The organism is Halomicrobium sp. HArcht3-1, from assembly GCF_058933345.1.
The window spans coordinates 402,151-428,059 of record NZ_JBZYDM010000003.1; the positions used below are offsets into that span (position 1 = coordinate 402,151).

33 protein-coding genes and 1 tRNA gene are annotated in these 25,909 nt (G+C 57.9%); 18 read left to right on the top strand and 16 right to left on the bottom strand.

Annotation, left to right across the window (positions count from 1 at the left end; translation table 11 throughout):
- Positions 1-201 precede the first annotated feature (201 nt).
- The 4 genes from AC5FRW_RS07350 (at position 202) to ddfA (ending at position 1,857) form a co-directional block, all read left to right on the top strand.
- The gene (locus AC5FRW_RS07350) at positions 202-441 is read left to right on the top strand and encodes a DUF7120 family protein (RefSeq protein WP_493567788.1); all 240 of its coding nucleotides are present in this window, start codon (positions 202-204) and stop codon (positions 439-441) included.
- 63 nt (positions 442-504) lie between these two features.
- Positions 505-960 carry a hypothetical protein gene (locus tag AC5FRW_RS07355; protein WP_493567789.1) on the top strand — a complete coding sequence of 152 codons (456 nt, stop codon included), beginning with the start codon at positions 505-507 and terminating at the stop codon, positions 958-960.
- Between the two features lie 70 nt (positions 961-1,030).
- Complete coding sequence (locus tag AC5FRW_RS07360; RefSeq protein ID WP_493567790.1) at positions 1,031-1,504, top strand: redoxin domain-containing protein; 474 nt, start codon at positions 1,031-1,033, stop codon at positions 1,502-1,504.
- Positions 1,505-1,620: 116 nt separating this feature from the next.
- Entirely contained in the window at positions 1,621-1,857 is a 237-nt protein-coding gene (ddfA, locus tag AC5FRW_RS07365; protein ID WP_493567791.1) for a DdfA family disk-determining factor, read from the top strand.
- Between the two features lie 326 nt (positions 1,858-2,183).
- On the opposite strand, the gene AC5FRW_RS07370 is transcribed toward ddfA, so the two are convergent.
- The 3 genes from AC5FRW_RS07370 to AC5FRW_RS07380 all read right to left on the bottom strand — a co-directional run bounded on the left by AC5FRW_RS07370 (position 2,184) and on the right by AC5FRW_RS07380 (position 3,794).
- Positions 2,184-3,212, bottom strand: a complete 1,029-nt coding sequence (locus AC5FRW_RS07370) for a tyrosine-type recombinase/integrase (RefSeq protein WP_493567792.1) — start codon at positions 3,210-3,212, stop codon at positions 2,184-2,186.
- Positions 3,213-3,321: 109 nt separating this feature from the next.
- Complete coding sequence (locus AC5FRW_RS07375) at positions 3,322-3,534, bottom strand: hypothetical protein (protein ID WP_493567793.1); 213 nt, start codon at positions 3,532-3,534, stop codon at positions 3,322-3,324.
- Complete coding sequence (locus AC5FRW_RS07380; RefSeq protein WP_493567794.1) at positions 3,534-3,794, bottom strand: hypothetical protein; 261 nt, start codon at positions 3,792-3,794, stop codon at positions 3,534-3,536. Before AC5FRW_RS07380 ends, AC5FRW_RS07375 begins: the two co-directional genes overlap by 1 nt.
- A gap of 422 nt (positions 3,795-4,216) precedes the next feature.
- Here AC5FRW_RS07380 and AC5FRW_RS07385 point away from each other — a divergent pair, with 422 nt between their 5' ends.
- The 5 genes from AC5FRW_RS07385 (at position 4,217) to AC5FRW_RS07405 (ending at position 10,449) form a co-directional block, all read left to right on the top strand.
- Positions 4,217-4,477: a winged helix-turn-helix domain-containing protein gene (locus AC5FRW_RS07385; RefSeq protein ID WP_493567795.1), complete on the top strand. Its 261-nt coding sequence runs from the start codon at positions 4,217-4,219 to the stop codon at positions 4,475-4,477.
- 189 nt (positions 4,478-4,666) lie between these two features.
- Positions 4,667-5,920 carry a DNA cytosine methyltransferase gene (locus tag AC5FRW_RS07390; RefSeq protein WP_493567796.1) on the top strand — a complete coding sequence of 418 codons (1,254 nt, stop codon included), beginning with the start codon at positions 4,667-4,669 and terminating at the stop codon, positions 5,918-5,920.
- A 108-nt stretch (positions 5,921-6,028) separates the two neighbouring features.
- The gene (locus AC5FRW_RS07395) at positions 6,029-7,876 is read left to right on the top strand and encodes an ATP-dependent nuclease (protein ID WP_493567797.1); all 1,848 of its coding nucleotides are present in this window, start codon (positions 6,029-6,031) and stop codon (positions 7,874-7,876) included.
- A gap of 1 nt (position 7,877) precedes the next feature.
- A complete protein-coding gene (locus AC5FRW_RS07400) occupies positions 7,878-9,836 on the top strand; it encodes an ATP-binding protein (RefSeq protein ID WP_493567798.1) in 1,959 nt (652 codons plus the stop codon).
- 319 nt (positions 9,837-10,155) lie between these two features.
- Complete coding sequence (locus AC5FRW_RS07405) at positions 10,156-10,449, top strand: DUF7692 domain-containing protein (protein WP_493567799.1); 294 nt, start codon at positions 10,156-10,158, stop codon at positions 10,447-10,449.
- Position 10,450: 1 nt separating this feature from the next.
- On the opposite strand, the gene AC5FRW_RS07410 is transcribed toward AC5FRW_RS07405, so the two are convergent.
- On the bottom strand, positions 10,451-10,714 hold the full coding sequence (locus AC5FRW_RS07410; RefSeq protein ID WP_493567800.1) for a DUF8053 family protein: 264 nt from the start codon (positions 10,712-10,714) through the stop codon (positions 10,451-10,453).
- 155 nt (positions 10,715-10,869) lie between these two features.
- Between AC5FRW_RS07410 and AC5FRW_RS07415 the strand changes: the two genes are divergently transcribed.
- The 7 genes from AC5FRW_RS07415 (at position 10,870) to AC5FRW_RS07445 (ending at position 16,460) form a co-directional block, all read left to right on the top strand.
- The gene (locus AC5FRW_RS07415; RefSeq protein ID WP_493567801.1) at positions 10,870-11,301 is read left to right on the top strand and encodes a DUF8023 family protein; all 432 of its coding nucleotides are present in this window, start codon (positions 10,870-10,872) and stop codon (positions 11,299-11,301) included.
- A 6-nt stretch (positions 11,302-11,307) separates the two neighbouring features.
- The gene (locus tag AC5FRW_RS07420) at positions 11,308-11,535 is read left to right on the top strand and encodes a hypothetical protein (RefSeq protein ID WP_493567802.1); all 228 of its coding nucleotides are present in this window, start codon (positions 11,308-11,310) and stop codon (positions 11,533-11,535) included.
- Positions 11,532-13,346, top strand: a complete 1,815-nt coding sequence (locus AC5FRW_RS07425) for an Env/VP5 family phage fusion protein (RefSeq protein WP_493567803.1) — start codon at positions 11,532-11,534, stop codon at positions 13,344-13,346. Before AC5FRW_RS07420 ends, AC5FRW_RS07425 begins: the two co-directional genes overlap by 4 nt.
- A gap of 6 nt (positions 13,347-13,352) precedes the next feature.
- Positions 13,353-13,955, top strand: a complete 603-nt coding sequence (locus tag AC5FRW_RS07430) for a DUF8063 family protein (RefSeq protein WP_493567804.1) — start codon at positions 13,353-13,355, stop codon at positions 13,953-13,955.
- Between the two features lies 1 nt (position 13,956).
- Positions 13,957-14,742 (top strand): hypothetical protein, encoded by a 786-nt coding sequence (locus AC5FRW_RS07435; RefSeq protein ID WP_493567805.1) that lies wholly within the window; start codon positions 13,957-13,959, stop codon positions 14,740-14,742.
- On the top strand, positions 14,735-15,907 hold the full coding sequence (locus tag AC5FRW_RS07440; protein WP_493567806.1) for a hypothetical protein: 1,173 nt from the start codon (positions 14,735-14,737) through the stop codon (positions 15,905-15,907). Before AC5FRW_RS07435 ends, AC5FRW_RS07440 begins: the two co-directional genes overlap by 8 nt.
- Positions 15,908-16,070: 163 nt before the next feature.
- Positions 16,071-16,460 (top strand): PD-(D/E)XK family putative nuclease, encoded by a 390-nt coding sequence (locus tag AC5FRW_RS07445; protein ID WP_493567807.1) that lies wholly within the window; start codon positions 16,071-16,073, stop codon positions 16,458-16,460.
- Positions 16,461-16,492: 32 nt separating this feature from the next.
- Here AC5FRW_RS07445 and AC5FRW_RS07450 read toward each other — a convergent pair whose 3' ends face one another.
- The gene (locus AC5FRW_RS07450) at positions 16,493-16,813 is read right to left on the bottom strand and encodes a hypothetical protein (protein WP_493567808.1); all 321 of its coding nucleotides are present in this window, start codon (positions 16,811-16,813) and stop codon (positions 16,493-16,495) included.
- A 76-nt stretch (positions 16,814-16,889) separates the two neighbouring features.
- On the opposite strand from AC5FRW_RS07450, the gene AC5FRW_RS07455 reads away from it, so the two are divergent.
- Complete coding sequence (locus AC5FRW_RS07455; RefSeq protein ID WP_493567809.1) at positions 16,890-17,591, top strand: hypothetical protein; 702 nt, start codon at positions 16,890-16,892, stop codon at positions 17,589-17,591.
- Positions 17,592-17,838: 247 nt separating this feature from the next.
- Here AC5FRW_RS07455 and AC5FRW_RS07460 read toward each other — a convergent pair whose 3' ends face one another.
- The 10 genes from AC5FRW_RS07460 to AC5FRW_RS07505 all read right to left on the bottom strand — a co-directional run bounded on the left by AC5FRW_RS07460 (position 17,839) and on the right by AC5FRW_RS07505 (position 23,626).
- Positions 17,839-19,596 carry a DUF7845 domain-containing protein gene (locus tag AC5FRW_RS07460; RefSeq protein WP_493567810.1) on the bottom strand — a complete coding sequence of 586 codons (1,758 nt, stop codon included), beginning with the start codon at positions 19,594-19,596 and terminating at the stop codon, positions 17,839-17,841.
- Positions 19,597-19,598: 2 nt separating this feature from the next.
- Positions 19,599-19,754 (bottom strand): hypothetical protein, encoded by a 156-nt coding sequence (locus tag AC5FRW_RS07465; RefSeq protein WP_493567811.1) that lies wholly within the window; start codon positions 19,752-19,754, stop codon positions 19,599-19,601.
- Positions 19,751-20,494 (bottom strand): DNA cytosine methyltransferase, encoded by a 744-nt coding sequence (locus AC5FRW_RS07470; protein WP_493567812.1) that lies wholly within the window; start codon positions 20,492-20,494, stop codon positions 19,751-19,753. The genes AC5FRW_RS07465 and AC5FRW_RS07470 overlap by 4 nt, the downstream gene beginning before the upstream one ends.
- Complete coding sequence (locus AC5FRW_RS07475; protein WP_493567813.1) at positions 20,495-20,791, bottom strand: hypothetical protein; 297 nt, start codon at positions 20,789-20,791, stop codon at positions 20,495-20,497.
- Positions 20,788-20,985 (bottom strand): RNA polymerase sigma factor, encoded by a 198-nt coding sequence (locus tag AC5FRW_RS07480; protein ID WP_493567814.1) that lies wholly within the window; start codon positions 20,983-20,985, stop codon positions 20,788-20,790. The genes AC5FRW_RS07475 and AC5FRW_RS07480 overlap by 4 nt, the downstream gene beginning before the upstream one ends.
- The gene (locus tag AC5FRW_RS07485; RefSeq protein ID WP_493567815.1) at positions 20,982-21,839 is read right to left on the bottom strand and encodes a DNA adenine methylase; all 858 of its coding nucleotides are present in this window, start codon (positions 21,837-21,839) and stop codon (positions 20,982-20,984) included. Before AC5FRW_RS07485 ends, AC5FRW_RS07480 begins: the two co-directional genes overlap by 4 nt.
- Positions 21,836-22,120: a DUF7563 family protein gene (locus tag AC5FRW_RS07490; RefSeq protein ID WP_493567816.1), complete on the bottom strand. Its 285-nt coding sequence runs from the start codon at positions 22,118-22,120 to the stop codon at positions 21,836-21,838. Before AC5FRW_RS07490 ends, AC5FRW_RS07485 begins: the two co-directional genes overlap by 4 nt.
- Before the next feature lie 58 nt (positions 22,121-22,178).
- Positions 22,179-22,359 (bottom strand) — tRNA-Trp (locus AC5FRW_RS07495).
- Positions 22,360-22,433: 74 nt separating this feature from the next.
- Positions 22,434-22,664 (bottom strand): DUF5795 family protein, encoded by a 231-nt coding sequence (locus AC5FRW_RS07500; RefSeq protein WP_493567817.1) that lies wholly within the window; start codon positions 22,662-22,664, stop codon positions 22,434-22,436.
- Between the two features lie 74 nt (positions 22,665-22,738).
- Entirely contained in the window at positions 22,739-23,626 is an 888-nt protein-coding gene (locus tag AC5FRW_RS07505; protein WP_493567818.1) for a DUF5794 domain-containing protein, read from the bottom strand.
- Between the two features lie 433 nt (positions 23,627-24,059).
- On the opposite strand from AC5FRW_RS07505, the gene guaB reads away from it, so the two are divergent.
- The gene (gene guaB / locus AC5FRW_RS07510) at positions 24,060-25,544 is read left to right on the top strand and encodes an IMP dehydrogenase (RefSeq protein WP_493567819.1); all 1,485 of its coding nucleotides are present in this window, start codon (positions 24,060-24,062) and stop codon (positions 25,542-25,544) included.
- 174 nt (positions 25,545-25,718) lie between these two features.
- Here guaB and AC5FRW_RS07515 read toward each other — a convergent pair.
- Positions 25,719-25,909, bottom strand: a 191-nt coding sequence (locus tag AC5FRW_RS07515) for a transposase (RefSeq protein ID WP_493567820.1), incomplete at its 5' end; no start/stop codon positions are given.

A 25,909-nucleotide genomic window follows, 5' to 3' on the forward strand; every position in this document is an offset into this window, starting at 1 on the left:
GAAGTGGCGCGTGGCAAGGAATACCCCTGCCAGCGGTGTAGTCGTCGGTCGGTACAGTGACCAGTTTGCGTCGACGGTGGTTCCCGCCGGTTGCTCCCTGGCGTCACTCGTATGTTAACGTTGCACATACATTAATCTTCCTGTCCCAGCGACACTCAAGAGAGCGTAACGTTGACGGTGGTACCTCCCACAGGGGAGCATATGGCTAAGACAAACGTCGACCTCCCCGACCGGATCATCACCGAAATCGACCGTCTCGTCGAGTCCGGTGAGTTCCTCAACCGCGAGCAGGCCTACGAGGAACTCCTGACGATGGGTGTCTCCGCCTACGGGCCGGCCGAAGAGGAGACGCAGGAACCCGGAGAAGACCTCTTCGAACAGAACATGAACGACCAGACCGACCCCGCCGCACGCGACGAGAGCGAAGACTACACTTTCTGAGCGGCCCCCGACACGCCAGTCGACGACGGAACGCCCTTGCCGGTCGGTTGCGTATCAGCTCTCATGCACGAACCCGAACCGACGGTCGACGCCGTCGTCGACTACTGCCAGACGCAGGCGGCACTGCTCTCCGGGCAAGCCGAGACGCTGGCAGCGGAGATGGACGACGTTCTCGCCGAGATCGACGCCGAAGCCAGCGCGCTGCGCGACCAACTCGACGGGACGCAGGAACGCGCCGACAGTCCCGATCAGCCGGCAAACCCCGGCGGCGCAGCGATCGACGAGGACGCGATCGCCCAGCTAGAGGCACGTCAGTCCGCCATCGCAGCCAAACAGGACCGACTCGACACGATCAGTGACCTCTCGACGCAGTATCTCGATCTCGCCGAGACGATCCAGACCGGAGACGACGACGTGACCGACGCGCTCACACGCGTACTGGAGTTCGAAGCGGAGCACGGCGTCCCCGCGTTCTTCGAGGATCGCGAGACGCTGCTGGACACTGCGACCGACCAGTGATCGAGTGCAACAGTGACGACGAACCAGTTTGGGAGTAGCTTTAGAACGCCAGCGTGTCTACATTTTCGTGATGGTATCTAACGGCGACACCGCTCCGATCTTCACAGCGACCGTCGGCACGGCAGATCACGAATCGTTCGACCTCGCGGACCACATCGGCGACGGCCCGGTCGTGCTGGCTTTCTTCCCCGGCGCGTTCACGCCACCCTGCTCGAACGAGATGGTCGCCCTTCAGGACCACCTCGGCGACTTCGAGGCCGCCGGCGCGACCCTCCTTGGTGTCAGCGCCGACTCGCCGTTCTCGCAGGGCGCGTTCCGTGACGAACACGGCATCGAGTTCGACCTGATCAGCGACACGGCCGGTGACGCGATCCGCGCCTACGACCTCGAAATGGACATCGAGGACCTCGGCCTCTACGGCATCGCCAACCGCGCCGTGTTCGTCATCGACGACGACGGCGTCGTCACCTACAACTGGGTCGCCGAGGACCCGACGAACGAACCCGACTACGAAGCCGTCCTCGACGCCGTCGAAGCCGCCTGAGAGACTCCCACTCTCGTCGGTCCGACAACGATCTGGTAACCACCAATCGATAACGATTGTAGTATCAGAATTAGCTGCATTTTTCACCGTTACCCTATTCCCTCATACCGAATCCAATGTTAAAGACAGACCCGTCCACACCGACCGCGAGCGTCCACGTAATCGAGGCCGTCGCCAACGCGACCGGCCGTTCGACGACCGATCTCCCGCCGCTCTACGACGCGGTCGACCCCGACGCGCTGGACGCCATCGTAGAAACAGCGCCTTCCGGGACCGAAATCGATTTCGAATACTGTGACGTCCACGTATCAGTGACGGCGGAGGACGGCGACTGCTCTGTACAGTTCGAGTGATCGGTGTCGAACCGTCCACGAACTTCGCAGTTGTCCCCGAACCGGATTCACTCGTATCGACTACGTCGAGGATACCCCCGATAGCGTCGCCGAGCCGGAGCACGTCGTCGGCCGCGTGGGTGTCAACATCGCTTCAGTCTGCATCGGAGAACTCGCCTATTCGCTTCTCCGCGTACATACGCGTAATCCAACAGGCCAGTTTATACACTCATACCGTCCGTTCGTCGCCAGAAAATGGGGCCGGAGAGACGGCCGCTAGGCGGCTGTACAACGGTTTCAGGGCTGCTCGACCGGGATTCTGGGGTGGGGTGTCTGCTGTCATTTTCTTAAAGCTCGAAATCGAGGGTTTCAGTGTGCTCTTTACGTCGTTTCTCCATTCGCTCGAACTGGTCAGCCTTGTCATAGAATCGCTCGATAACGTCGGGTGAAGCGTTCACTCGTTCGGAGGTCACTTCGAGCGGGATACCGCGATCGCGGTGCCACGTGATACTGCCAGTTCGTAGGTGGTGTGGCGATCGCGATGACGGGCACTTACTCGCGAAATTGCGATGGACGTACTCACAGGTCCCTCGTCGGTCCTCATGGGGACACTCGCGGTAGATACACGGCTGCGTAGCGAGATAGCACCACGACCGGATCGACGTTTTCGACGGGCGACCCTGACGGCAGGCCAGTAGCGGCGCGCGTCCGTTCTCGTCGCGCTTCTCGAACCGCTCGCGGGCGATGTACTCGTCCAGCACGTCACACACCGGCTGGGGAAGCGTCACGACACGCTCGCCCTGCTCATCATTCTTGAGTGGCGTCGCGGGCGGTCGGTGGTGGAACTCCAGGTATCGCCCCTCGCTGTCGTAGTCGCTGAGGTCGAGGGCCTGCAAGCCGCCCATCCGACAGCCGGTGTTCCAGAGAATTTCGAGAACGACGTGCTCGACCGTCGCGCGGTGGCGCAACGAATCGCGGTAGAACGTAATCAGCGCCTCGGCATCCTCCGGGTCGAGCTTCTTGTCGCTACTCTCCTCGGCGCGCGAGACTGTCGGGATGTCGACCTTCTCGGCAATGTCCTCTTCGAGGAGTTCGATACGGTGGCAGTATTCGAGCAGTAGCTTCAGCGCGTTGAGCTTCCCTTTCAGCGTGACAGGGGCATCACCTTCGGCGCGGCGGGCGCGCTCGTACTCGTCGACGTGCCACCCAGTGAGTTCGTCGATAGACTCGATGTCTTCGTTCTCACACCACTGCACGAACTGGGTGAGTCGATTCTGGTAGGTACGGATCGTCGAAGCCGCGGAATCCGTCTTCCGCTTGTTGATGAACCGCTCCATCGCCTCGCGCGGCGACAGCCTCGGAGGACCGTCGCCCATTACGCAGCCCTCCGGTGCTTCCGCCCACAGCCCAAGCAACGCGACCAGCCGGGGTACACGTCGCGCTCGCAGTCGTCTTCCCGGCAGGTTTCGACTTCGGCGAGACGGGTCATCGAACGACCCCCCAGAGGGATCGGAGCTTCCCACGTAGCCGGTCCTGTCGGTCCACTCGCCATGCATCATCGAACTCCACGTCGACGTACCGAAGCGGCAGACGCGGGCGGTCGTGGCCCTCGCTACAGGTGTCGATCTTCCAGCCCACCCAGACCACGCACTCCGGGCAGTACCAGGGCGACTGGTCGCGCTCGATCTCGCGCGCCATCAGTCCGCCCTCCCGTCAAGGTCGCGGTCGTAGGGGCCGGTAGAAGTCACCAGCCGGACGTGTTCGCGTTCGTGTAGCTCGCCGGTCTTCTGGTCTCGGAGTTCGTGAAACGACCCGTCGACGCCGGCAGTCCGCGCGCAGGAGGCACACCAGAAGTGGTGATTCGTGGGTTCCCAGGAGCGGTGACCGCGGGGACAGACGAATCGCCAGCGGTCGCTACGACTCTCTATTCGGACGGTCTTCTTTTCCAACATACCCATTCGGAACCGACAGAGGGGATGGTAAAAGGAGCGAGTCTTATCCGTAGAGTGAAAGTGAAAGTGGTCGGTTCGCCGACCCGTCCCCCGAAATTCTGTGATTCGGCGGGTGAAAGTGAAACTCGTTTTCGGTCGATGCGTGCGCTGTCGGACGGGGCTTTGATGTACCCCGGACGAATCTGCTATCATGGCTTTCGTGCCTCAGTCACGGAAGCCCACGCGGACCCGTGTCCCAAGCACGGGGTCCGCTATTCTCGAACAGGACCCGACGGCGAGCGACGGGTCCGCGACGTGCTTCCGTTGACACACCGATTAGAGGCCACCCACTTAGCCTTTGATACTATATCGTATCACAGACGGCCCAAATGGTATCAGTATGGATCAGGGTGTATGGTGTTTTCTGTCACCGCTGAGTGCAAGCGGGCATGCGCCCGCTGGTGTCGTGGATGACCAAGTCGGACCCTGCGATCCTCGAACTCTACGCAGAGACGAAGATCGCGATGCCGCCGGCAGTGGTTTCTTACAATATCGAAGGAGTCTCACATCCGACTGTAAAACGCAGGCTTCCGATTTTGGCGGATAACGGGCTTCTGGAACGTTCCGATGATAAACAGGGATATTATCGTATTAGTGACCGCGGAAAGGCGTACCTCGCAGGGGAACTCGACGCCACCGATCTCGAATAGAGATGATCGGTGATCTGGGATAAATTAGAGATCTATTTAGATTATCTTAGATAATCACCGTTTCGACCCGTGCGTTTCAAATTACAGGGTGTCCGTATCTCTGTCAAGGATGGTCAGCACCCCCAGAAAAATACGACGTCGGATTTTTGTATCTCCGACTCCACGTCGTATCATAGAGAGGTTGATCTCATGAGTGGACCCAAGGTAGTCGATTTATTCTGTGGAGCAGGTGGCGCTTCGCTCGGATTCGTGAAAGCGGGCTTCGAGATCGTTGGAGCAGTCGACGCTGACGAGATTGCGCTCGATACCTACGAGTCGAATCTTTGCGGCGATGACACCGTGATTGATGACTACCCTGGAAAAGTGCGGTTTGAAGAACCACTTCGGGCCGATCTAAGTCGAGGATATGAAGATGAGGATGTAGACGACGATCTACCAGAGATTTCGTTTTCAGACATTCGAGACCACTTTGGGCTGGAATCCGGGGAGGTCGACGCTATTTGTGGATGTCCTCCCTGTCAAAATTTCAGCAGCCTACGAGATACAGAACCGTGGCCTGAAGACAAGCCGAAAGACAATCTTCTCCGTGCCTACGTAGAATTCATCGAAGAGGAAGTCCCTGATGTGGTCTTTTTCGAAAACGTTCGTAATATCATGACTGCCGGGGAAGAGGTTCCCAGTACCTACGTCGATTGGCTCACGCGCTCTATGAGTCAGATCACTCGGGACGGTGACTCACAAGACGAAGGTGGGTACGGCTTTGTGCTTGATGTATTGAATGCCGCGGATTATGGTGTTCCACAGCGACGAGAGCGGACTATTGGACTCTTCGTGTACGGACGTAAAAACGAGGAAATCTCGCTACCAGATCCGACGCATACAGAGGAGCCAGACGAGGGGGATCATCTGAAAAAGTGGGTTTCCGTGAACGAAGCGTTCAATCAGTACGACGACCTGAAGCATGACCTCGAATCAGGGGAGAAGCAAGTGGGACTCGCCAACTATCCCGACGATGAAGAACATCGTGCTCGAAGGCACCAAAAGAGAACAATCGAACGAATGGAGGCAATCCGACAACATGGTTGGGGCTGGCGAGATCTCCTTGGAACAGACGATGAAGAGTACATTGTCGATGCACACCGCGATCTCGAAAGCGGGGCTGACGCAGCTTATGGAATTATGGATGGTACCACTCCCGCATCAACGCTGACAACGCGGTGTACTACACCGAGCTGTGGGCGGTTTACACATCCCCAGATGAATCGCGCGATTACATTCCGAGAGGCCGCCCTCTTGATGACTTTCCCTCGGTGGTTTGAACTGCCCGATAAGAACGATGCTTCAGAGCGCGTTGTTGGGAATGCAGTGCCGCCCAAGCTAGTTGAGAAAGTCGTGAAGATGATACCTAGAATCAAAACCAGACCGTTATTTATTGAGCAATAGGGTATCAATTGACTGGTCAAGATCGTCAGAATGATATACATTTATGTCGTAAATTTCGGCTAATTCAAATGATGAAGGGTCAGTCCCCATCCTCAAAATCCTACACCAATGAAGCTTAATCAGCTAACTATTTCTGGATATAAGTCGATTCGAGATCCCCAAACTGTCGAATTCGGTGACCTAAACGTATTACTGGGCGAAAATAACGTCGGAAAGTCAGGGATCATTGATGCTCTTGAAGACTACCAAGATCTATTTCCCGTAGCCAACAATACGCGATCCGATTGGGCCTATCGACGAAATACGGCAAAAGATCCTAATGGTGAAATAACCATAGAGTTAGAATTTGAATTAGATGATGAAGAGCATAGTAAATTCTTCGAGGAGGTATCTGAACTCCCTGTAGGTAACAATGAGATCGAGCGATGGGAAAATAACGACTACTTTAAAAACATCACCCATACGCTTGAAATTCGTTCCTCTCCCGAACCTCGTGAGTATGTCACAGGCGAATCTAGTATGACTGTCAATTATGATGGTGATGAAATTGATCTCCGATCTGGACCATTGGACGAGAGTGGAGCGAAATATCTGAAATTCAGAACACTCCCCGATATCGAATATACTGATGAACGTCGGGCTTGGAGTATTTTAAAGGATATTATGGAGGAGTCTATAGGTTCTTGGCAATTTATTGATGCCTTCAGAGAACCGGAGGACAGCAAACAGGCGAAACGCGACCTTGATCTGAAAGGCACCGGAGAAAATCTTACTAGGGTATTATTGACAATAAGGGGAGAGCAAGGTGATGCTTTTCAAAGAATATCTGATAAATATTCAGAGATTATGGCGGGAGTAGATGGCATCCGTGCATCCCTATCAGAAGAGGACCAAACAACAATAGTTGTTGACGAAGAAGAATATGAAAATATCGGCTTTGATCTGAGCGAAATATCATCTGGTTCTAAAGAGATTTTGACGCTAATAACGAAAATCGTGATGGCTGATGGGGATACTGATTTCCTACTAGTCGAAGAACCAGAATTGCACTTACATCCTGCTGCTGAGAAACAGATTTTGGATCTGATTATTGAAGAGGTGAATGATGCAAATGGATTACAGGTACTTGTGTCGACTCATTCTAGTGTGTTTGTCCATCATCTTGACGTGAATAATATTTACCGTGTGAATAGAGATGAGCATACTGAAATTGAGCCTACAGACTCAAAGACTATTGGAGCAGATCTGCGAGAATTGGGCTACGAGTATGCAGGAATGCTACAATCAGATGCAGTTGTCGTAGTGGAGGGCATTACGGATAAAATAGCTTTGGAAAAAATAGGCAAGAAGTACGATCTTGACTTTAATGAGTATAATATTGGTATCCTTGAAATGCAAGACGGGAGTCGAATGGTAGAGCATTCTCGTCCAGTTGCACGTCTTCTTAATATTTTCAATGTACCTCATTTATACATCTGTGATGCAGATATCGGGGAGTACTTTTCTGATGAAGGAAGTGCTCCAGATTCGCCAGAAGCTATCGAAGGTCGGCTATATCAGAGGATAAATAACGATTCGTCAGACCACTCAGATAACGGAGGGACCACTATTGAGGATATCCATGCTTGGCAACATACCGAGATTGAGCACTATCTTCTTGAAGACCGCAGCACAATAAAGAGCAAATACAGTTGCGCTGATGAGACAATGATTGATGAAATTGCAGACAATCAGGATCTCAAGCCTGATCAACGATTAGAAAAGATATGTGCTGAGCACTATGATCTTCCGGAAACTCTAGATACCTTGGAGAAACCGACGGAAATCAGCGAACTGTCTCAAAGTATAGATATTCAGGAATTGCCGGGTGAATTCCATGACGTAATGCAGCGGATCGCAAAGCTCGTTGATGCCGAAGAGATCGTTAAGGAAAATCGACCCGACGGAAGTGAGTAAGATGGCTAAGAACCAAGATCCAGATCTCGAGATGCGGTTTGATTTGAACGTTCTCAAGCACTTGGGGCTGCGGATGTATACCAGTCTTCCTGCAGTAGTCTCTGAATATGTTGCAAATGCATGGGATGCATGGGCGACTACTGTCGAAATTACGATCCCACAAAAAAAGATGTCCTCAGAGTATGAGATCATGATTAGGGACAATGGACAGGGGATGACAAAAAGAGAGGTCAACGAAGAATTCCTTGTCGTGGGTCGGAATCGACGCCAAGATCGAGGGAGGGACTACGTCGAGAAAGATGGTTCACGACGAAAGGTGATGGGAAGAAAAGGAATCGGGAAATTAGCAGGGTTTGGCATTGCTGAGATTGTTCGAGTTCGGACGGTAAAGGAAGGTGAATTTGTAGAATTCGAACTCAATTATGGAGAGATGCAACGGGAGGCTGAACAAGGTGAGGATACGACTACAACCTATCAGCCCGAAGTAATAGATGAAGGTAAAACACCAGAAGAAGATGGCACAACTGTTACTCTATCGAAACTAGACCGCTCACAACGTCCACGAGAAAAATATGTACGTCAAAGGATCTCTCGGCGATTCAGCGTAATAGGGAACGACTTTGATGTTACCGTAAATGGTGAGAAAGTCCGAGGTGATGAACGCAATCTTAAGGATAGATGTGAATTCAAAAATGTTTATGACGAGACTCCAGTTGACGTGGAGGGTAAATACACTGTTTCAGGGTGGATCGGGACATTACCAAATCCTACTCCCGATAACGTAGAAGGTGGTATCGCCGTGATGGCTCGGGGTAAAACGGTGCAAAAGCCGATCACGTTTGGAGTTGCTGAGGGGGGTACCCGGGGCCAAATGGCTCTTCAATATATCGTAGGAGAAATCCGAGCAGACTTCCTTGATGAAGAAGAGGATTTGATTGCAACTCATCGAAGTGAAGTTCTTTGGGATAAGGAACCCGCTAAGACACTCCATGATTTTATCGTAGACGAAATAAAAGAAATTTGCTCTCAGTGGCCAGAAAAGCGCCGTGAAGAACAAATGGAAGACCTACGTGATGAAGAACCGTACGAACGGTATATTGATCCATTGGATGATCGTGAAAAGAAACTTGCCGATAACTTCTTAGGGGATTTAGCTGAGAAGGGGGATTACGATGATGAAACATTAGGTGAGGTGGCTTCATACATATCCAGCGGTGTTCAGCAGAAATCCTTCCAGAAACTACTCAAAGAAATAGAAGACTCAGACATCTCAAACACTGATCGACTCGTAGAACTTTTTGACCAGTACGAAGTTCTTGACGCGATGAACTCCCTTCGAATCGTACGAGGTCGGTTCTACGCGATTCAAAAGTTCGAAGAATTAATCGAAGAAAGCAAATCTGACATTAACGATCTCCATGGGTTTGTTAGTGACAACCCTTGGCTAATTGATCCCCGTTGGGACTACCTTGACGAAGAGGTCGATGTTCGTGAAGAGATCCGGAAGAATTTCCCGAGTAGCGAGGCAGAAAGTCGGGTCGGCTTTATTAGCCTAGGCGGGGCCGACACTGTCCGACTTGTAGATATTCGTAAGACAGACCATATCCTCGGAAAAAGTGAATTAGACGAATTCAAAGACTATGTTGACTATCTCCGGTCTATTCAGGATATGGCTCCAATTGATGGACGAGATGTTGAGGGCTATATTATCGCAGCTGGCACCCAAGAAGGGCGACGCGTGAGTCAAGAAATTCGTCGCATGAAGATGGATGATATGAGAATTAGGACCTACGATGACATTAGAGATATTGCTCGTCGTTCTCATCAGGCTTTTCTAGAAGTATTCGAACGTAAGGCAGAACGCACAGAGAGCCAAATGTTACGAACATATCTGGGTGGGGAGGAACAAGAGGGAGAGAAAGGTACCTTTGGGTTACAGACCGCAGTCGATGACTTCTAACGGTCTGTAACAGTTCTTACTAGAGTCTGAAACCTCTATGCAGAAATAGCGCAAACTGAAGAATGATCTAGAATATACTATTGGATTTGAACTCCCGGATAAACAACCACACGGGGTCTCACGTCGAGAAAATGCGTTTCTCCCCAGTGGCCACGAGTGGGGATCGAACCGTGGCCACTATCTCGACCGACGGCCCAGCGAGTCGCCCCGATCGCGCCGGAGCCACCAGCCGAACCCTCCCCGTTCCGACACTCTTTATATACGATCTCAGTTCGAGTGAGGCGATAAAACTAGGATTCTGGGGGTCGTGGCCACAGACATGGGTGACCAGATCCCCAATCAGGTCCGAATCCGAACCGACCCAGATGATGATTACGGCCACAGGTACGAAGCGATCCAGCGCGCGAAGGATGTCTTCGACGTGGGCAACAACACGGGCGCGATCATCGCCGCGTGCGAACACGCCCGTCGCGACGAGCAGGGCAAGCGTGAGGCGATGGCCTACCTCTCCCGTCACGTCGGCGACGACGTTCTCGAAGCGGTAGCAGAACGACTCTCGACCAGATCGATGCCGGTAGAAACAGAGTCGACAGTTCGAGTCGGCGAAGAGTAGATCAGTCCGCCCGAACGCTCCCGAGCGCATCCTGCTGTAACATTCGCTGTGCCGCCAGTCGCTCGATAGCCTCGCACTCTACCAGTTCCGGCACGTCGCCACTGTCGACAAACCGGATGAAGTAACAGCCTTCGTCAAGGCGATCGACTACGACATGTTGATCGTCGGGCAGCCCACCGTTGTCGTCGACGAGACCATCCCGTTCGAGATCGGGCTTTGGAATTGTTACGCTGCCGGAACCGTCCATGTCTCGGAGCTTTTGCATTGCAACTGGCCGGGTTTCGTCTATCCGTCAAATACGTTGGGGTAACCTACACCGCGTATATACGCCGTGTCTCCGTTCCCCTCATTTCCCTGAGAACTATTGCGGATAGGCGCACCCGCTCGCTCACCGGTCGGTGACCCCGGCCGCTTCGAACTATGTACGGAAAGATCGACATCGAAGACGCGCTGTTCGGCACGGTGTTCGCCGGTAGCGCGTTCGAAACGAACGGTATCGCGAATATCAGCATCCTCGGGAACGACCTCGGCGCGGCGCTGTGGACCGTCCAGGGCACGGACATCACCTTCGCGTTCCTGCTCACCCTCGTCGCGCTGGTCGGAGCCTACGCCACCAACCGAGTCAACCGCAGTAGCGGGAAGTCCTACGAGATCGACACCGATCTCGCGAACATCGCCCGCGGCGAAGCCCCAGTCGAGACGTACCTCGCCGTTGGCACCGCCACGCTGGTGCTCCTGACCGGCCTGAACATCCTCGGCGTGCAGGAGATCATCGCCGGCACCGCCGCCTTCGGGCTGGCCGTCGTGGCCGTCGAATCGGCCGGCTACTACGTCATCTCCTACATGGGGTGATCGCGCATGAAACTTGACACGCTGATGGGCTACGCCCTGCTCGGAACCATCGGCATCAGCGCCTCGACGATCGCCTCGGCCGTCGTCGGCCAGCCGTTCCCCGTGGTCGTGCCGATGCTCTTCGCCGCGGCCGTCGTCGCTGCGCACCACGTCCGAACGAAGGACTCCGACGACCAACTCGACGACAACGACACGGAATCGACAATCGTCACCGACGGGGGCGGCGAGCGATGAACCGCGGTGCGGCCCTCATCGCCGTGGTGCTCGTCTCTTCGACAGTCCTCCCGTTCGTCGCCCTCGGACAGACTGACAGCAACGAGTTCAGCCAGACCTTCTCGGGCGGTCCCAAGGAGGTGTACGTCGACCAGTCCGGCGTGACTGGCGACTTCACCGTCACCGTCAGCACCACCCAGGTCCCCGGCAGCGCCGGACAGACCACGATCCTCGCCCGCGAACGCCTCGGTCCCGGCTCCGAACAGTGGATCGTCTTCCGCAACGCGGGTGCCTACGACAACATCACCGTCAACGTCACCGTCCACGGCTCTGGCCAGCCCGCGCTCAGTGCCGGGAATAAGGTCGATGTGACGGTCCCCTATATTATCGGCTCCACCGGAGGCGACGATGACATGCGCTGTAGCAGCGTCGAGCGTGCCGCGTCGATGGCGAACCCACTTACTGATATCGTCGATTGCACGCCCCCGGTTGGGAACTCGGTTCCTGACAAGCTGACCGCCACTGATGCCAACGAGACCAGGGCCGAACTCTATGGGTCGCTCGCCGCTGTCGAGGAGAGTTCGAAAGCCGCCAACAACACCCGCGCGAACGCGCTGGCCGGATCCGAGATGATCGCCCTGCTCGAAGCCAAGAACCGCTACGTGCGCGCGCTCGATAACGAGTCAACCGAGACCGAAGCACGTCTCGCGGCACATCAGTGGAACGCAGATCACTATGCACGGATGCAGGTGCAAACGCTCAAACACTGGGAGATCCAGGTTCACGAACTCGAACGTGCCTGGACTCACGCCGAAAATACCAGCGGTGTCACTGCGACGACGTTCATCAATATTGGTCTCTCTGATCCGCCTGACGGCGAGGTCTTGAAACTCAAAGATATTGGATTCGAAGACCGGTCGGTGACGCTCGTCAATGGGTCGACCAAGACTGTTCGGACTTTCAACGTGACGGTCACATACGGTGACCCGTCCTTCGAAACCTATACGAACACGAAAACTGCTAAGCCGTTCGGAGAGCACCCATTCATGGGTGGCGCGTGGAACGCTAATGGCGTCTACGTGTCAAAGCCCTATGCTGAGTTCAGTGGCTCGGAGTTCGAGTATCTCGATCTCCGATCCAGTGGTCCCTATCGAACCTCCAACCAGCGCATCAAAAACCAACGCCAATCCGTCGACGGCGAAATCAACGACTTCGTCAACGGCACCTACGACGCCTGGGAAGCCGGTCGCATCAACACCAGCGACATGGTCGACCCCTACATGGCCGACCGCAACGGTCCCGACGGCGACTATCAGACCTGGGCGCTGCGCTCGCTCATGTCGATGGGACACGCTACGCCACAGAATATCTCGGAGTTCGGTCAGATGAACGTCACCGATCTCTCGACCGGCCAGACCCACCGCGGCATCCTCCTCTCCGATGGCTTGCCAGACTCCGGTAGCTTCACTGTCGGCAACACCTACGACGCGGCGAACCTCACCGGCCCGCAGTACGTCATCACCGGCAGCCAGACGGTCGAACTCGACGGGCCATTCAGCGTCGACAGCGCGACCAACGCCTCCGGCAGCAACATGACTGCCGTCGGCTACAACCGCGTGCGCTATCGCACGACAAATCTGACCGAGTTCAAACAGCAGATGGACGCTATCGAGGTCGCGCTGGCCGAAACCGAAGCCCGCCAGCAACGCCTGCGCAACAGTCTCAATAACGGCTCCGGCTTCGGCGGCCTGTTCGGCGGCGGTGGCTCGATCAATCAGACCATCGCGCTGCTGGTCATCGCTGCACTGGCCGGCGCTGCACTTCTCAACTGACCCACCATGCGTTTTTCACACCTCACCACACTGGCAGTTGTATCGCTGGCCCTGCTGGCCGCGCCGATCGGCGCGACCCCGACCGTGACCGCTGGCACCGCCACGAACGCAACGACAACGACGACGACGACGACCGCGGTTCCCAGCCCATCGCCCACGGCCCACAGCCCACAGTCGACACCGACTGACACCACGCGAATCGACTCGCAAACAGTGATCGTCGACTCCGAGTACCGGGCCAACGAGAGCATGTCGCTGTTGACGATCCGCTCGCGAGCGGCCCAGACAGTCACGTTCACCGACGCCGGCCGCTTCCGACAGGGCGGACAGGTCCCTGTACAAGTGGAAGTCCTCCGGCCCGGCGAGACCGCCACCTTCGAAGTGCCGGTCACCGAAGTTGACGGCTGGGCTGGCGTCGCGATCTCCACCGAGCGCACACGCCTGTACTCGGAGATCGTCAAGCAACCCTCCGGCGGCGGACTGGACATCCTCAAGACGCTCTCGTCGCTCCAAGCGTGGGCGGCTGGGGCAGCGATCGCGTTCGTCTGGATGGTCGTCGCCGGCTACAACGTCATGCGCCGGGAAGACGGCCGGCCGGAGGTGGCCTGAGATGCCTGCGCCGACGTTCGCCAGCAATCGCGACCGGCTGACGTGGTTGCTCGGCGAGTACAAGCTGCTCGTCTCGGGGATGATCCTCGGGGCGTTCGGGCTGTTCGCGTACTATCAGCCACAGCTCCCGACACCGCCGGTCTGGATCGCCGGGGTTCTGGCCGGCTGGCTCCTGCTCGGCGTGCCGTGCTATCTTGTCGGGGCGAAAATCGCCCGCTGGCTTCGCACTCGGAACTGGGTGGAAGTTCACCACGTCAACGCCGTCGAGGACGTGCTGCAGAAGTACTACGTCCCACCCGAGTTGTGGCGCGAGAAAGAGATCGAAGGTCCCGATCCGTACCCGGTGAATGGCGGCAGCGCGTGGGCCGTCCGCGAGTACGAGTATCTCGACGACATCGAGCAGGTCCGGGTTCGGGGCGTGTGGCTCGAAGGCTGTCAGGATACCCAGATCATGACCTCCAAGAAGCAGATGGAGGACATTCATGGCTGGCTCATCGACCGCGCCGAGGAACTCGCGGCGATCCGCGGGCGGTGGTCTCGCGGGGCCGTCGAGCTACAGAAGAAACTCATCGCGGCCGAGAGCGAGGCGAACGAACGCGGGCAGATGATCCAGAAGACTGCCGCGAAGGACACCTTCGGCGACCTCGTCGACGGCGAGGAGTTCGAGCAAGCGCCGACGATCCACGATCTCGACGACCACGATCCCACCGCTGATGCCGCCGTAGGCGATGGGGCGGCCGACGTATCGATTCCTAACTACCAGAACCCACAGATGAACGATGACTGACGACAGTGGCGACCTCTATACGCCGGCACAGTTCCGCGAGTACCAGGACGGCTACGGCCAGCGCGATCCCGACGAGACCCACCCACACGCGGGGATCGTCCGTGATGAAAAGCTGTCGCGCTACCTCTCGATCCTCGAAACGCACTACGATCCCCAGCAGGCCGACGACCCAGCGAAGATGCCCGGCCAGGCTAAGGACCTCCAGCACGTCCGCGACATCGTTCGGATCGAGGGCACCGAGACCGCCCGCCGGGCGCTCGAAAACGGGGATATGCAGTCGTTGAAGCACTTCACGGGCGACGCCGGCCAGCGGGCCGACATCTCGGGCATCAAAGCTATCGATCAGCTACGCGCCCAGATGACCGGTCCCGCGCCGATGTTCTACGAGTGGGCTGAACCCGGCACGGGGAAGTCGAACTTCGCCTGCCTACTGGGACAGCTCTGGAAAGAACAACATCCCGACGGTCTCGTCGCCTCGAACATTCGAACGCTGGAGGAAACCGACCCCTGGACCGACAACGAGGGGGAAGAGCGGGACGGGTGGCTGGCGAACTACGGCGAACTCAACGAGTGGCTGAAACAGGACGGCGACCCGATGCACAACGAACAGGCCCGGAAGCTGTTCATCTTCGACGAGGCATCGAGCAACGCTGGCGGTGGCGGAAAGGACGGCTACGACACGAAGACGAAACTGGGACCGCTCACGTACAAGATTCGGAAGTACGGCGGGTCGTTGATCGTCATCGGCCACGACGGCCGGGACGTGCATCCGCTCGTCCGTGAGCTGGCGGTCTGTGTCCACAAGGAGGGGCTGAAAGAGGCGACATTCTACGAAGACGTGAAAGGTCGATCGGGTGTGAATCCGATCTTCTCGGTCTCTGGCATCCCGGAGACGGACTGGCGATATGACGACAAGGAGCCGACGACGTGGTCGTGGTCCGGCGGCGAGGACGACGGCGACGAAGTCGACCCGGCGGACCTCTCGCGGAAGCTTGCGGTCTACACGGTCATCACCGCGAAGGAAGCGAACCCAGAGAAACCAAACTACGAAGTCGCCGATTTCGTGCCCTACAGCACCGAATGGGTCCGCCAGCGCTGGAACGAGTACCAGCACGACGGCGAGCATCGAAACGTGGTTGGCGAAGTCGAGGGACTAACCGCATGACGGCGACGGGACTCGACCAAACCAACAACAACCAACCCCCCGACGCACCCCTACTGTTGGCCCATGGCGCGCTCGCTTGGTGCGAGCGCACGCGAGCCATGGGCAGCGGCCGGCAACAACCCGGAGGAGTATCTATATATGACGCACGCGAGGTGCGATCGCGATGAGTCGGTCGCACAGAGCGAATCACTACGGGACGCTCGTCGAGCGGCAAGCGGTCGAGCGGTACAACCTCGAACTCGACCGGTGTAGCTGGCACGACGCGACCCGGCCCGACGGCACACCAGTCGAGATCAAGGCCGCGATGCACCGGCACAGCGATGGGCAGCCCGGCACGTTCAAGCTGTACGACCAGTACCACGAGAAACTCCGGGCGGCAAACGGCTGGTACGTGTTCGCGCCCTATCGGGTCCGTGGGCGTGGTGTCGAAGTGCTACAGTGGGAGATGCGTCACTCGTCGCGCTTGCCGAAGTTGGACTGGCACGGTGGTGGTGAGCATCGAGATGCGGAGCAGGCTAAGATTTCTATCGGGCAGATCTTTGAGTGCAAATAGCAGGAACAGTATTACAGAAGTTGTTGACGATTTTATAGATATTTTGACTCCACAGCTACTTTACAAGCCTTAAGCCACATTTTTTCCTCTCTATTTGGGCGAACCCCCTGACCATCCACACTGATCTGGTCGGATCTATCTGAGATCGGGACTCTAATTTCGTTTTCCCAGCCTGCATCAGCAATATACACGGTTGCGTAGTCCTGACCATCATCGAACAAGAATATCGACTGTTCGCCCATACTATTTTCAAAATAGCTGAAATAAGATACACTCTCAAAGTCTATTTCCGGTGGCTCACCACATTCGTCAATGTGCCTATTATAAATTGTTGATATTTGTTCGCCAGGCATACTAAGTCAATGATTTTACAGGTACTTTTGTCTTCGCAAACTGAATTTTAAGTTCCATTCTAGCATCTACAATACCATGACTGAGAGATCTGAGCTATCAATGCCAGAGATACAGTTACTCAAAGCATATCTGGACAAATCGTCCCATTCTACGATGACTACAGTAACGGATGTATTTACTCAGGAGGATGATGCTGATTTACAGGGACGGGGATTAACCGAGGATGTTCTTATGTTTATGTCTGATTCTATAGATTCTGTCGATCTACAAATCTTCTCATTAATGCAGACTGGAACAGAGGTCAAAAACAAGTATAATGGATTTTCACTCCCTGAAACAGACCTTCCTGAAGATGCAGTGGTTACTCCCGAAGCTCTGAACAAATTGATCATCAGACAGGAGCTAACATTCTACTTTAATATTCTGGGAACATTGATAGAACAGTTTTCAATTGAATTGATATTGGATCAGGTAATCGCCGAAGGCCGTCAAAGTCAGCAGGTCAGAAGGGAAGTTGAGAATAAATCACAATCCGAACGCGAATGGCTATTATATGTGACCGGAGTGATAGACGATGGCGAAAAAGGGAAAATCCGCAGAGCCTATAACAAAAGGAATGCGCTTGTTCACGACAATAATAGGCAAAATCTCTTGGATGACTTCTCAAATATAGAATCAGATATTGATCGGTCTCAGGATGCGATCAACGTCTTACATGAGAGATTGTACGGGATCACTATCGAGATGAGGTTTAGCAATCTCTTAGTGAATGACTGATGAATACCCTCGGTCGATAGAGAAGCCAGAGTAGTGCTGTGCGGTGTATTTTGGACAGGTGGCCTTAGCCACACGACTAAGGGGAACCCGGAAGCTTGCTTTCCGGGTTCCCCCTGGTCGCGCGGCTGGGTGATGTGACCGAATGGGAACGAACCCAGCCGCGCGACGCGCCGGGGTGGGGGTGTATGGGACGATATTGCCGCAAAAAGAGGGTGAGAGACAGTGATGCCTCTATGCAGGGGGCGCGCTACCCCCCGTTCCAGTTAGACGGACAGCCCGCCTCTTTCCAGGCTTCGAAGTCGAAGTTCTCGCGGGCCTGCTCCCAGCGGGACTTCTCGGCGGCCTTGTCGGCCGCTCGCTGGCCGTTCGCGAACACGTTACGTAGATCACGGAACCGATCACGACCGCCGTCGGCGTAGGTGACGGCGACGTGAACGCCGTAGACGTTGCCCTCAACGTGCTGCTCGTAGGCATTCTTGACTTCGTACAGGATCTCGCGGACTTCCTCTCGATCGTCGGGCTTGTAGCCCATCTTCAACAGCTTCCGGCAGTCGTCGCCCTCACGGACGGTGATTGCGTACTCGCGCCGGAGTCGGCTCCAGCGGGTCTTCTCCTGCTCCTCTGCGGCGTCGGCCAGATCCATCACGGCACTGCCGACGGACTGCTCGAAGCGGTCGCCAGCGGCACGCACTCGCTTCAGAAGCTCCTGCTGGATCTTCTTCGACTCTAATTCCATCTCGCCGTAGGTGTGGCGGATCAACCCTTCGAGACGATCGATCACGGCTCGCACCGTCCGGTAGGTGTTGCCCGTCCGGGCGGCCGCTTCCTTCGGCGAGACCTGCCCACCGTCGGTGAGTAGCAGCTCGGTCACGTCTCGATCGGCGTCGGTCATGTCGCCCCACAGTTGCATCACGCGATGCTCCTGCTCGTCCTCGATCTCCGGCAGCGGGCACTTCGCTATCTTCCGGGCTTCGGTGGTGTCTTCGACCGACCAGTACGGATCGAAGTCGACGAACTCGCCACTCTCGGCGGTGGTCGCAATGCCGGTCCACTCCAGACAATTCAAAACCGTCTCTTCGAGTTCGCGCCGGGCGTCGTCGAGGTCGTCCCAGCGCACGGTGTCGTCGGTAAGACTCGTCTGATAGGACACCTCGAATTTCGGATGGTACGGAGCGTCGTCGGGGTCGTACTCCTCGGGATGGTTCGGGTAGTAGTGCTTGAGTTCCTTCCCCAGCCCATGCCCACGGATCAGTTCGTCGGCCTTCTCGTCTTCGACCGTGGCGGTGACGTAGTAGCCGGGGAGCTTCGTGTTGTCTTCGACGTGTTTCCGGTAGCCGCTCCGGTCGCCCTGGATGAGCGTGTGGCAGCGGGCGATCGGCCCGTCCGGGGCGTACAGTGGCCCGCTCGAATCGCGGTAGAGGCGCACGTAGTAGGCCAGGTCGCTGATGTGGCTGTCCGGGTGTGGCTGGTCGAAGTACCGCGCAGAGATGCCATAGGCGTCCATCACGCGCTGGACGAGCGTTAGGTACTCTCCGTGGGGAATGTTCGAAGCCTGTACTTGCACGTCGATGTAGGCGTCGCCGTAGTCTGGGACCGAGACGGGCTTACCGTCCGACGTGAGATTCGGCCAGCGCGGGCGAACGGTGATCGTTCCACCGTGTACGCGGTCGTCGCGATCGGCAGGCTCCCCGCTGTAGTGGGGCGAGTTCTTGGCGACGAAGTAAAACTGGAACTCGCGCACTTCCTCGATCTCGAAGCTAGGGTTGTCCCACGGGTCCAGCCCGCTCTTCGAATAGTCGAAGGCCGTCGCCCACTGCTGGCCGTTGAACTCGATGTCACGGGTCGGCTTGCCCTCTGTCTGCCAGTTGTCACCCCACTCTTTCATCAGGGAGTGCATCGCATAGTAGGGTGCCAGCCCGTCGTCTTGGACGGCTGGGTCGGGATGCACGCCGACGGTAAAGCGCACGTCACCCTCGTGAGGGGCGCACTTGAGGTACCGCGACATGATTACCTCGCTCGTGCATCCTCGTCGAGCAGGCCCTGGCCGGCCCGCTCGACTACCTCTTGACTTTCCCCGAGCGGCTGCATCTTCGCCCAGTCGAAGCGAAGGGGTTCGCTTGCCTCCACGTCGTAGAGACGAGAGGCGCGGACGAATTCGGTCACTGCCAGTCACCTCCATTAGAGACAGTCGTCCCGCCGTCTGTCGCGGTCGTGAACTGGTCGGTTAACCGAGACTGTCGCCCGGCCAGTCCATCCGGTAGCGATACGTCCGGCACCGAGGGACAGTAGTGGAGTAGGTAGTGAACGAACTCACGAGGGATCGCGGATCGGATCTCCGACTCGGACCACTCGGGTGGGACGTTCTTGGCGGCGGCCAGCTCGTGGCGGACGTACTCGCTCCCGATCTGGAAGTCCGGCCTTCCCGAGCCCAAAGCGTCAGGAACGGGGAAGCTCGTCTCGAAGTGGCGCTGATTCTTGATCGGCAGCCCGAACGCCAGTCCATTCAGTCGCGTGGGCTCGCGGAGATCGTCGCAGGTGGCGACGTTCTCGATGATGTAGTGGTCCGGGTCGACGGCGTCGATGACGGCTCGAACGTTCAGATCGGCGAAAGTCGGGTACTTCTCCTTGGGCGTCCGGTCCCAGTCGTACCGCCCCGCGTTCGCGTAGGAGAGCTTCGAGTAGGCCTGACACCGGGGTGAGAGCCACAGCAACGACGGCGACGGGAATCGAGCCATGAAGTCGACGTGAGAAGCGTCGGCCCGGACGAACTCGCCGGGATAGGTATCGCTGTAGTCCTCGATGTCGACCCCGACGTGACGCACGTCGAGCGAATCCAGCGCCAGCCCAACACCGCCGGGTCCGCTGTAGGCGTCGATCACCAGCGGTCGGTCCTGGGTGGCCATCTACCGCTCACCTCCGACGTAGCGCTCGACCTGTCCGACGGCCTCCGAGACGCTGTAGCCCGACAGCAGCAACCACTGGCGGAGCCACAGGACCGCGACGATGTACCAGCACCACAGGGGCAGCCGGAGTGCGGGCGTCCACGACAGCGGCACAGCGAAGACGTTCAGCTTGATCGCCAGCACGATTTTCGCCAGTCGAAGCGGGTCAGTCCCGCCCGCGATGAACGCCAACAGGTACGCCACGACGATCTCCGTCACCGACTGCGACAGTCGGGAGATGAGGCGATCGAGGTTCACCGTGACTCACCTCCCAGTCGGTGACGTGCACGCCGAAGCAGATTCCCGACGGTTCCCTTCGATCGGCCAGTCTTGCGCGCGTACTCGCGAACACCGTACCCGTCCTGCTCGACGGCTTCGTACACTTCGCGCTGGGCGTCCGTGAGTGGGGATAGATCCTCTTCGTACTCGAAGAGGTTGGACTGATACCTCACGCTTGCTCACCCCCGAAGGACTCCAGGCCCGTCTGCTGGGTCGGGCGGAATGGAACCACCTCGTTGGGATCGTAGTTCAATACCAGCCGCTCGGTCGAGGTATCGCAGTCCTCTCCCTTGCGCACGTCCAGCGAGTAGTGAACGTCATAGGTCGCGACACGCCAGCCGTACTCGTCGACGGCGTCTTCCATCGCGGGCGGGAGTTCGCCGTAGGAACAGAGCCACCGTCCCTCAGTGTCGGCCAGCGTCGCGACGAGTTCCTCGTGATCGAACCCTTCGGAGTTGTAGTATCCTTCTTTCTGGTAGTAGGGCGGGTCGAGGTAGACGACCGTCTCGGGATCGTCGTAGCGATCGATCACCGTCTGGTAGTCCTGACATTCGAGGTTGACGTGGCGGAATCGCTCGCGGATCTCGTCGAGGGCGTCCGTGGCACCGCGGAAGCTCCTCGCCTCGTTGCGGACACCGCTGGTCTTGAATCCCGACGGGGCGGCGATCTTGCCGCCGTACTGGGTGTAGCGCAGGTAGAACCACTTCCCCGCCCGGATCACGTCGTCGTCTGACCGGTGGCCGTCGTAGATCTCGCTGGCCCACCGTTGGTGAAGTTCGCGCGAGTAGGGCACGTGTTCGAGCCACTCGCGCAGCTCGTCGGGATGCTCGCGAAGCACCCGAAAGAAGTGGACGATGTCGGCGTTCAGGTCGTTGAACACCTCCGTGTAGCTCTCGGGTTTGTTCAGCAAGACGGCAGCCGAGCCACCGAACGGCTCGACGTAGGTCCGATGGTCGGGCAGCCGGGTGATGATCTGGTCGGCGAAACGCGTCTTCCCGCCCGGATACGGGAACGCCGACAGGCTCACAGCGATTCACCCCCGTCGGTTCGGGCCTTCGTGCGCTGGCCTCGGTTCCGGTTCGGGTGGTCTGCTGGATCGGGCTTCGAGACCGTCTTGCCGGCTGCACTGCCAGCCGAGAGACGGGCCATACAGTCGCAGGCAGCACAGCGGTGGGCGACGTTCTCCTCGTCGCCGAAGGTTCGACGGAAGTCCCGAGAGACGTGCGTACCGCAATACTGACAGTTCTGAGGGTCGTCTGTGCCAGCTTCAAGCGAGAACACGCGACTCACCCCCAGAGACAGCGACACACGTGTGTACTGGGGGTGAAAGAACAGGCAGAATTTTCTGCCTTACTTTTAAATGATATGGGGCCGGAGAGATTTGAACTCCCGATCGGCTGATATCTCCGGTGTGTGCCTCGGAACTCCAGAGGGTCATCAACGCGAGCCGATGATCAGTCGGCCGCTCAGTATATCAACCCTGGAGTGTCGTCACCGGGCACGTTGCCTCTGGAGTCAGCCGCCTTCCCGGACTAGGCCACGACCCCGCACTTCCGGGTATGCCCAGATGTATTAAAGGGGTTACGATCCCGTCGTCGGCTTGCCGTCCCGACGTTGGATGTCAATCGTCGCGGTCGGTGTCGGCCCAGTCGCAGTCCTGGCACTTGTAGCCGGTGACGAACTCCGTGACCGAGGGCATGTAGCCCACCGAGAGCACGTCACCGCCGCAGTCGGGGCATTCACGGTCGGCATCTGTGATCGCTTCTGCGTCCATGACATCGTCGTCTTCGATCAGTTCGGCGAGGGTCACTGGTGTGACCATACGACCCTGCACGACGCGATTGTCGGCCATACAGGTAGTCGGGGCGGAGAGGGACCTAAGGGTTGTCACTCCGGTGCGGGCGCAGGCGGGAGACGGCGGCAGGCTCAGAGCCAGGGGGCGCGGTCGTCGCTGTCGTCGCCGTAATCGACTGCCGCGTGGGGTTCTGAGTCGGGGTCGTCGTGGCTGACACCCTGCGATGCGCCGCCATCGGCGAACGCAGCGGTGATGTCGACCGTATCCGGTTCGTAGTGTTCGTCGCGCTCGCGCGCCCGCTGGGGGTCCAGCGAGAGCAGGGTCGTGACGACGAGGACGGCTAGCGCGATCGGTGCATCCACGGTGGTGAGGATGCTGATCGGCAGCACGCCCAGCGCGACGGCGCTACCGAAGCGAAAGCGGTCGATATCGACGGCGTTGCGGAGCCACGGTGCGCCGAGTGCTGCGGCCAGTGCGAAGGCCACGCCAACGCCAGCGGCCGCGGCAGCGCGGACGATCAGGTCGGGGCTGGTCTGCACGACCAGCGTCGCACCGGCAGGGTCGAGGCTCGCGACCAGGCCCAGCGAGAGGATGATCGACGGACGTGGGAGCCACTCGCCGAGTCGCGCGCTGGCGGTGCGGGCCGCGATTGCGAGGATGATGATGGCCGCAAAGCGTTCGAAGATGGCGAGACTGAGTACGCTCCTGATCGTCGGCGCGAGGATCGCGACGACGATCGCTCCGAGTATCACGGTCGCCCCGACGATGAGGATCGACGTGGCGACCTCGCGAGGGTCGCCGTCCATCTCGGCGAGGATGACCGCAAGCGTCGCCGAACCACCGAAAATGAGCAAGCCGACCTCGATGATGCCGGTCGCCGTTTGCAGGCCACCCGCCAGTACGACCGCAGCGAAGACCCCATCGAGGAGGGGCAGCAGCATCACCGTCGCAAGCAGTCTGGTCGCACCGCCGACGCGTCGCTCCAGGGCAAGCGCGACTGGGTGTTGGGAACTACTCATATCCTGCTACGTACTGCCCTCACCCGTGGGCGTCGGGTACTCACTGTCTCGCGACGGCAACGACGGAATGGAACTACCCATCGTGGACCATCGCTTCGAGAACCCCATGAACGCTGTGTGCTTGAAAAACCAGTTTGTGTCGGCCTCGTTGTCGGTGGATCGTCGAGAGGCGGCACACGGACTGGTAGACACAGCGTAGTGCATGTTCATAATTATCTTTCCTCGGAGTATAAACGTTGTGTGAGATTGGGACCCACACACAACGATCCCGAACTGTAGCGATTCAATTCTGACGAATCGTCCACGACATCCCGGGCCATGGTAACGATTTGCAATTCTGGCGTCTCGAATTAATCAAGAGAGAGTGTGCCAACTCCAGTCATTCGGGGGCAAATCTCGCAACGTTTTTCAGCGACCGTCTGCGACGGTTGACATGGCGAACGATCGCGAACCCTTCTCGGAGAAACTCCGCGCACCGGAGGCCCTGACATTCGACGACGTACTCCTTCGGCCAAAGGAGTCACGGGTCGAACCCGACGAGGCCGATACGGCGACGCGCGTCTCGAAGAACGTCGAACTGAACGTCCCAGTCCTCACGGCAGCGATGGACACCGTCACCGAGAGTGACATGGGCATCGCGATGGCACGTCATGGCGGTCTCGGCGTCCTGCATCGCAACATGGACGTCGAGACGATGGTCGAGGAGATCGGGCGCATCAAGCGCGCCGACGAACTGATCATCCGTGACGTGGTCACCGCATCGCCCCAGCAGACCGTCCGCGAGGTCGACAGGATGATGGGCCGGCAGGGCGTCTCCGGCGCTCCGGTCGTCGACGACGACGGCACAGTGCTTGGCATCATCTCCGCGACAGATATCCGCCCCTACCTCGAAGTCGGTGATGAGGACCTCGTCGAGGAAGCGATGACGGACGAGGTCATCACCGCCACCGAGGACGTGACCGCGCGCGAAGCACTCGAACTGATGTACGAGCACAAGATCGAGCGCGTCCCGATCGTCGAAGACGGCGATACCCTGATCGGACTCGTGACGATGCAGGGCATCCTCCAGCGCCGCGAGTACGATCAGGCCGCCCGCGCCGACGACGGGTCGCTGATCGCCGCGGCCGCGGTCAGCCCGTTCGAACTCGACCGCGCGCAGGCCGCCGACGAGGCCGGCGCGGACATCCTGTTCATCGACACCGCCCACGCGCACAACATGAACGTCATCGAGAGCTCTCGTGAAATCAAGGCGGCGGTCGACGCAGATGTCGTCGTCGGCAACATTGGGACCCGCGAGGCAGCAGAGGAAGTCATCGACTTCGCCGACGGCGTCAAGGTCGGCATCGGCCCCGGTTCGATCTGTACCACTCGGGTCGTCACAGGTGCGGGGATGCCCCAGATCACCGCAGTCTCGCAGGTCGCCGACGTTGCGAGCCAGCACGACGTGCCCGTGATCGCCGACGGCGGGATTCGGTACTCCGGCGACGCGATCAAGGCCATCGCCGCCGGCGCGGACGCCGTGATGCTCGGCTCGTACTTCGCCGGCACCGACGAGGCACCGGGTCGCGTCATTACGATGAACGGGAAGAAGTACAAGCAGTACCGCGGCATGGGCAGTGTCGGCGCGATGAACGAAGGCGGCGGCGAGCGCTATCTCAAAGAGGAAGACGAGGACGAAGAGTTCGTCCCCGAAGGTGTCGAGGCCGCGACGCCGTACAAGGGCTCGCTCCAGTCCGAACTCCACCAGCTCGTCGGCGGCATGCAATCGGGGATGGGCTACGTCGGTGCCGAGACGATCCCGGAGTTCAAAGAACGGTCCGAGTTCGTCCGTGTTTCGGCTGCCGGCCAGCAAGAGAGTCATCCGCACGACGTGATGATCACCGACGAAGCGCCCAACTACAGCCCGGACGGAAGCTGATCAGTCGGCCGTTTCACAGGCCGGACTGCAGAACTGGCTTTCCGCAGCGTTGGAACTCGGGTGTGCTTTGAACGACTCGCCACAGTTCACACAGTCGTAGCTGTCGAACACGGACATACCGCTCGATAGTTCGTGGTCGAGTCTGCCTTGTTGAATCCACAGACGGCGTAGTGATCACTCCTTGAGTGCTTGTTCGAGGTTGTAGACGGCGACAGTGAGCACAAGTTCTCTGAATTCACGGTACCAAGCGCTCGGCCTGACAGCGGACCCGAATCGGCGCTTGATGGCCGAGAAAGCACTCTCGGCCATCCAGCGTTGCCCGTAGAGATCGCTGTCCAACCGTGCGTTGTGGGCGTAATCGTAGT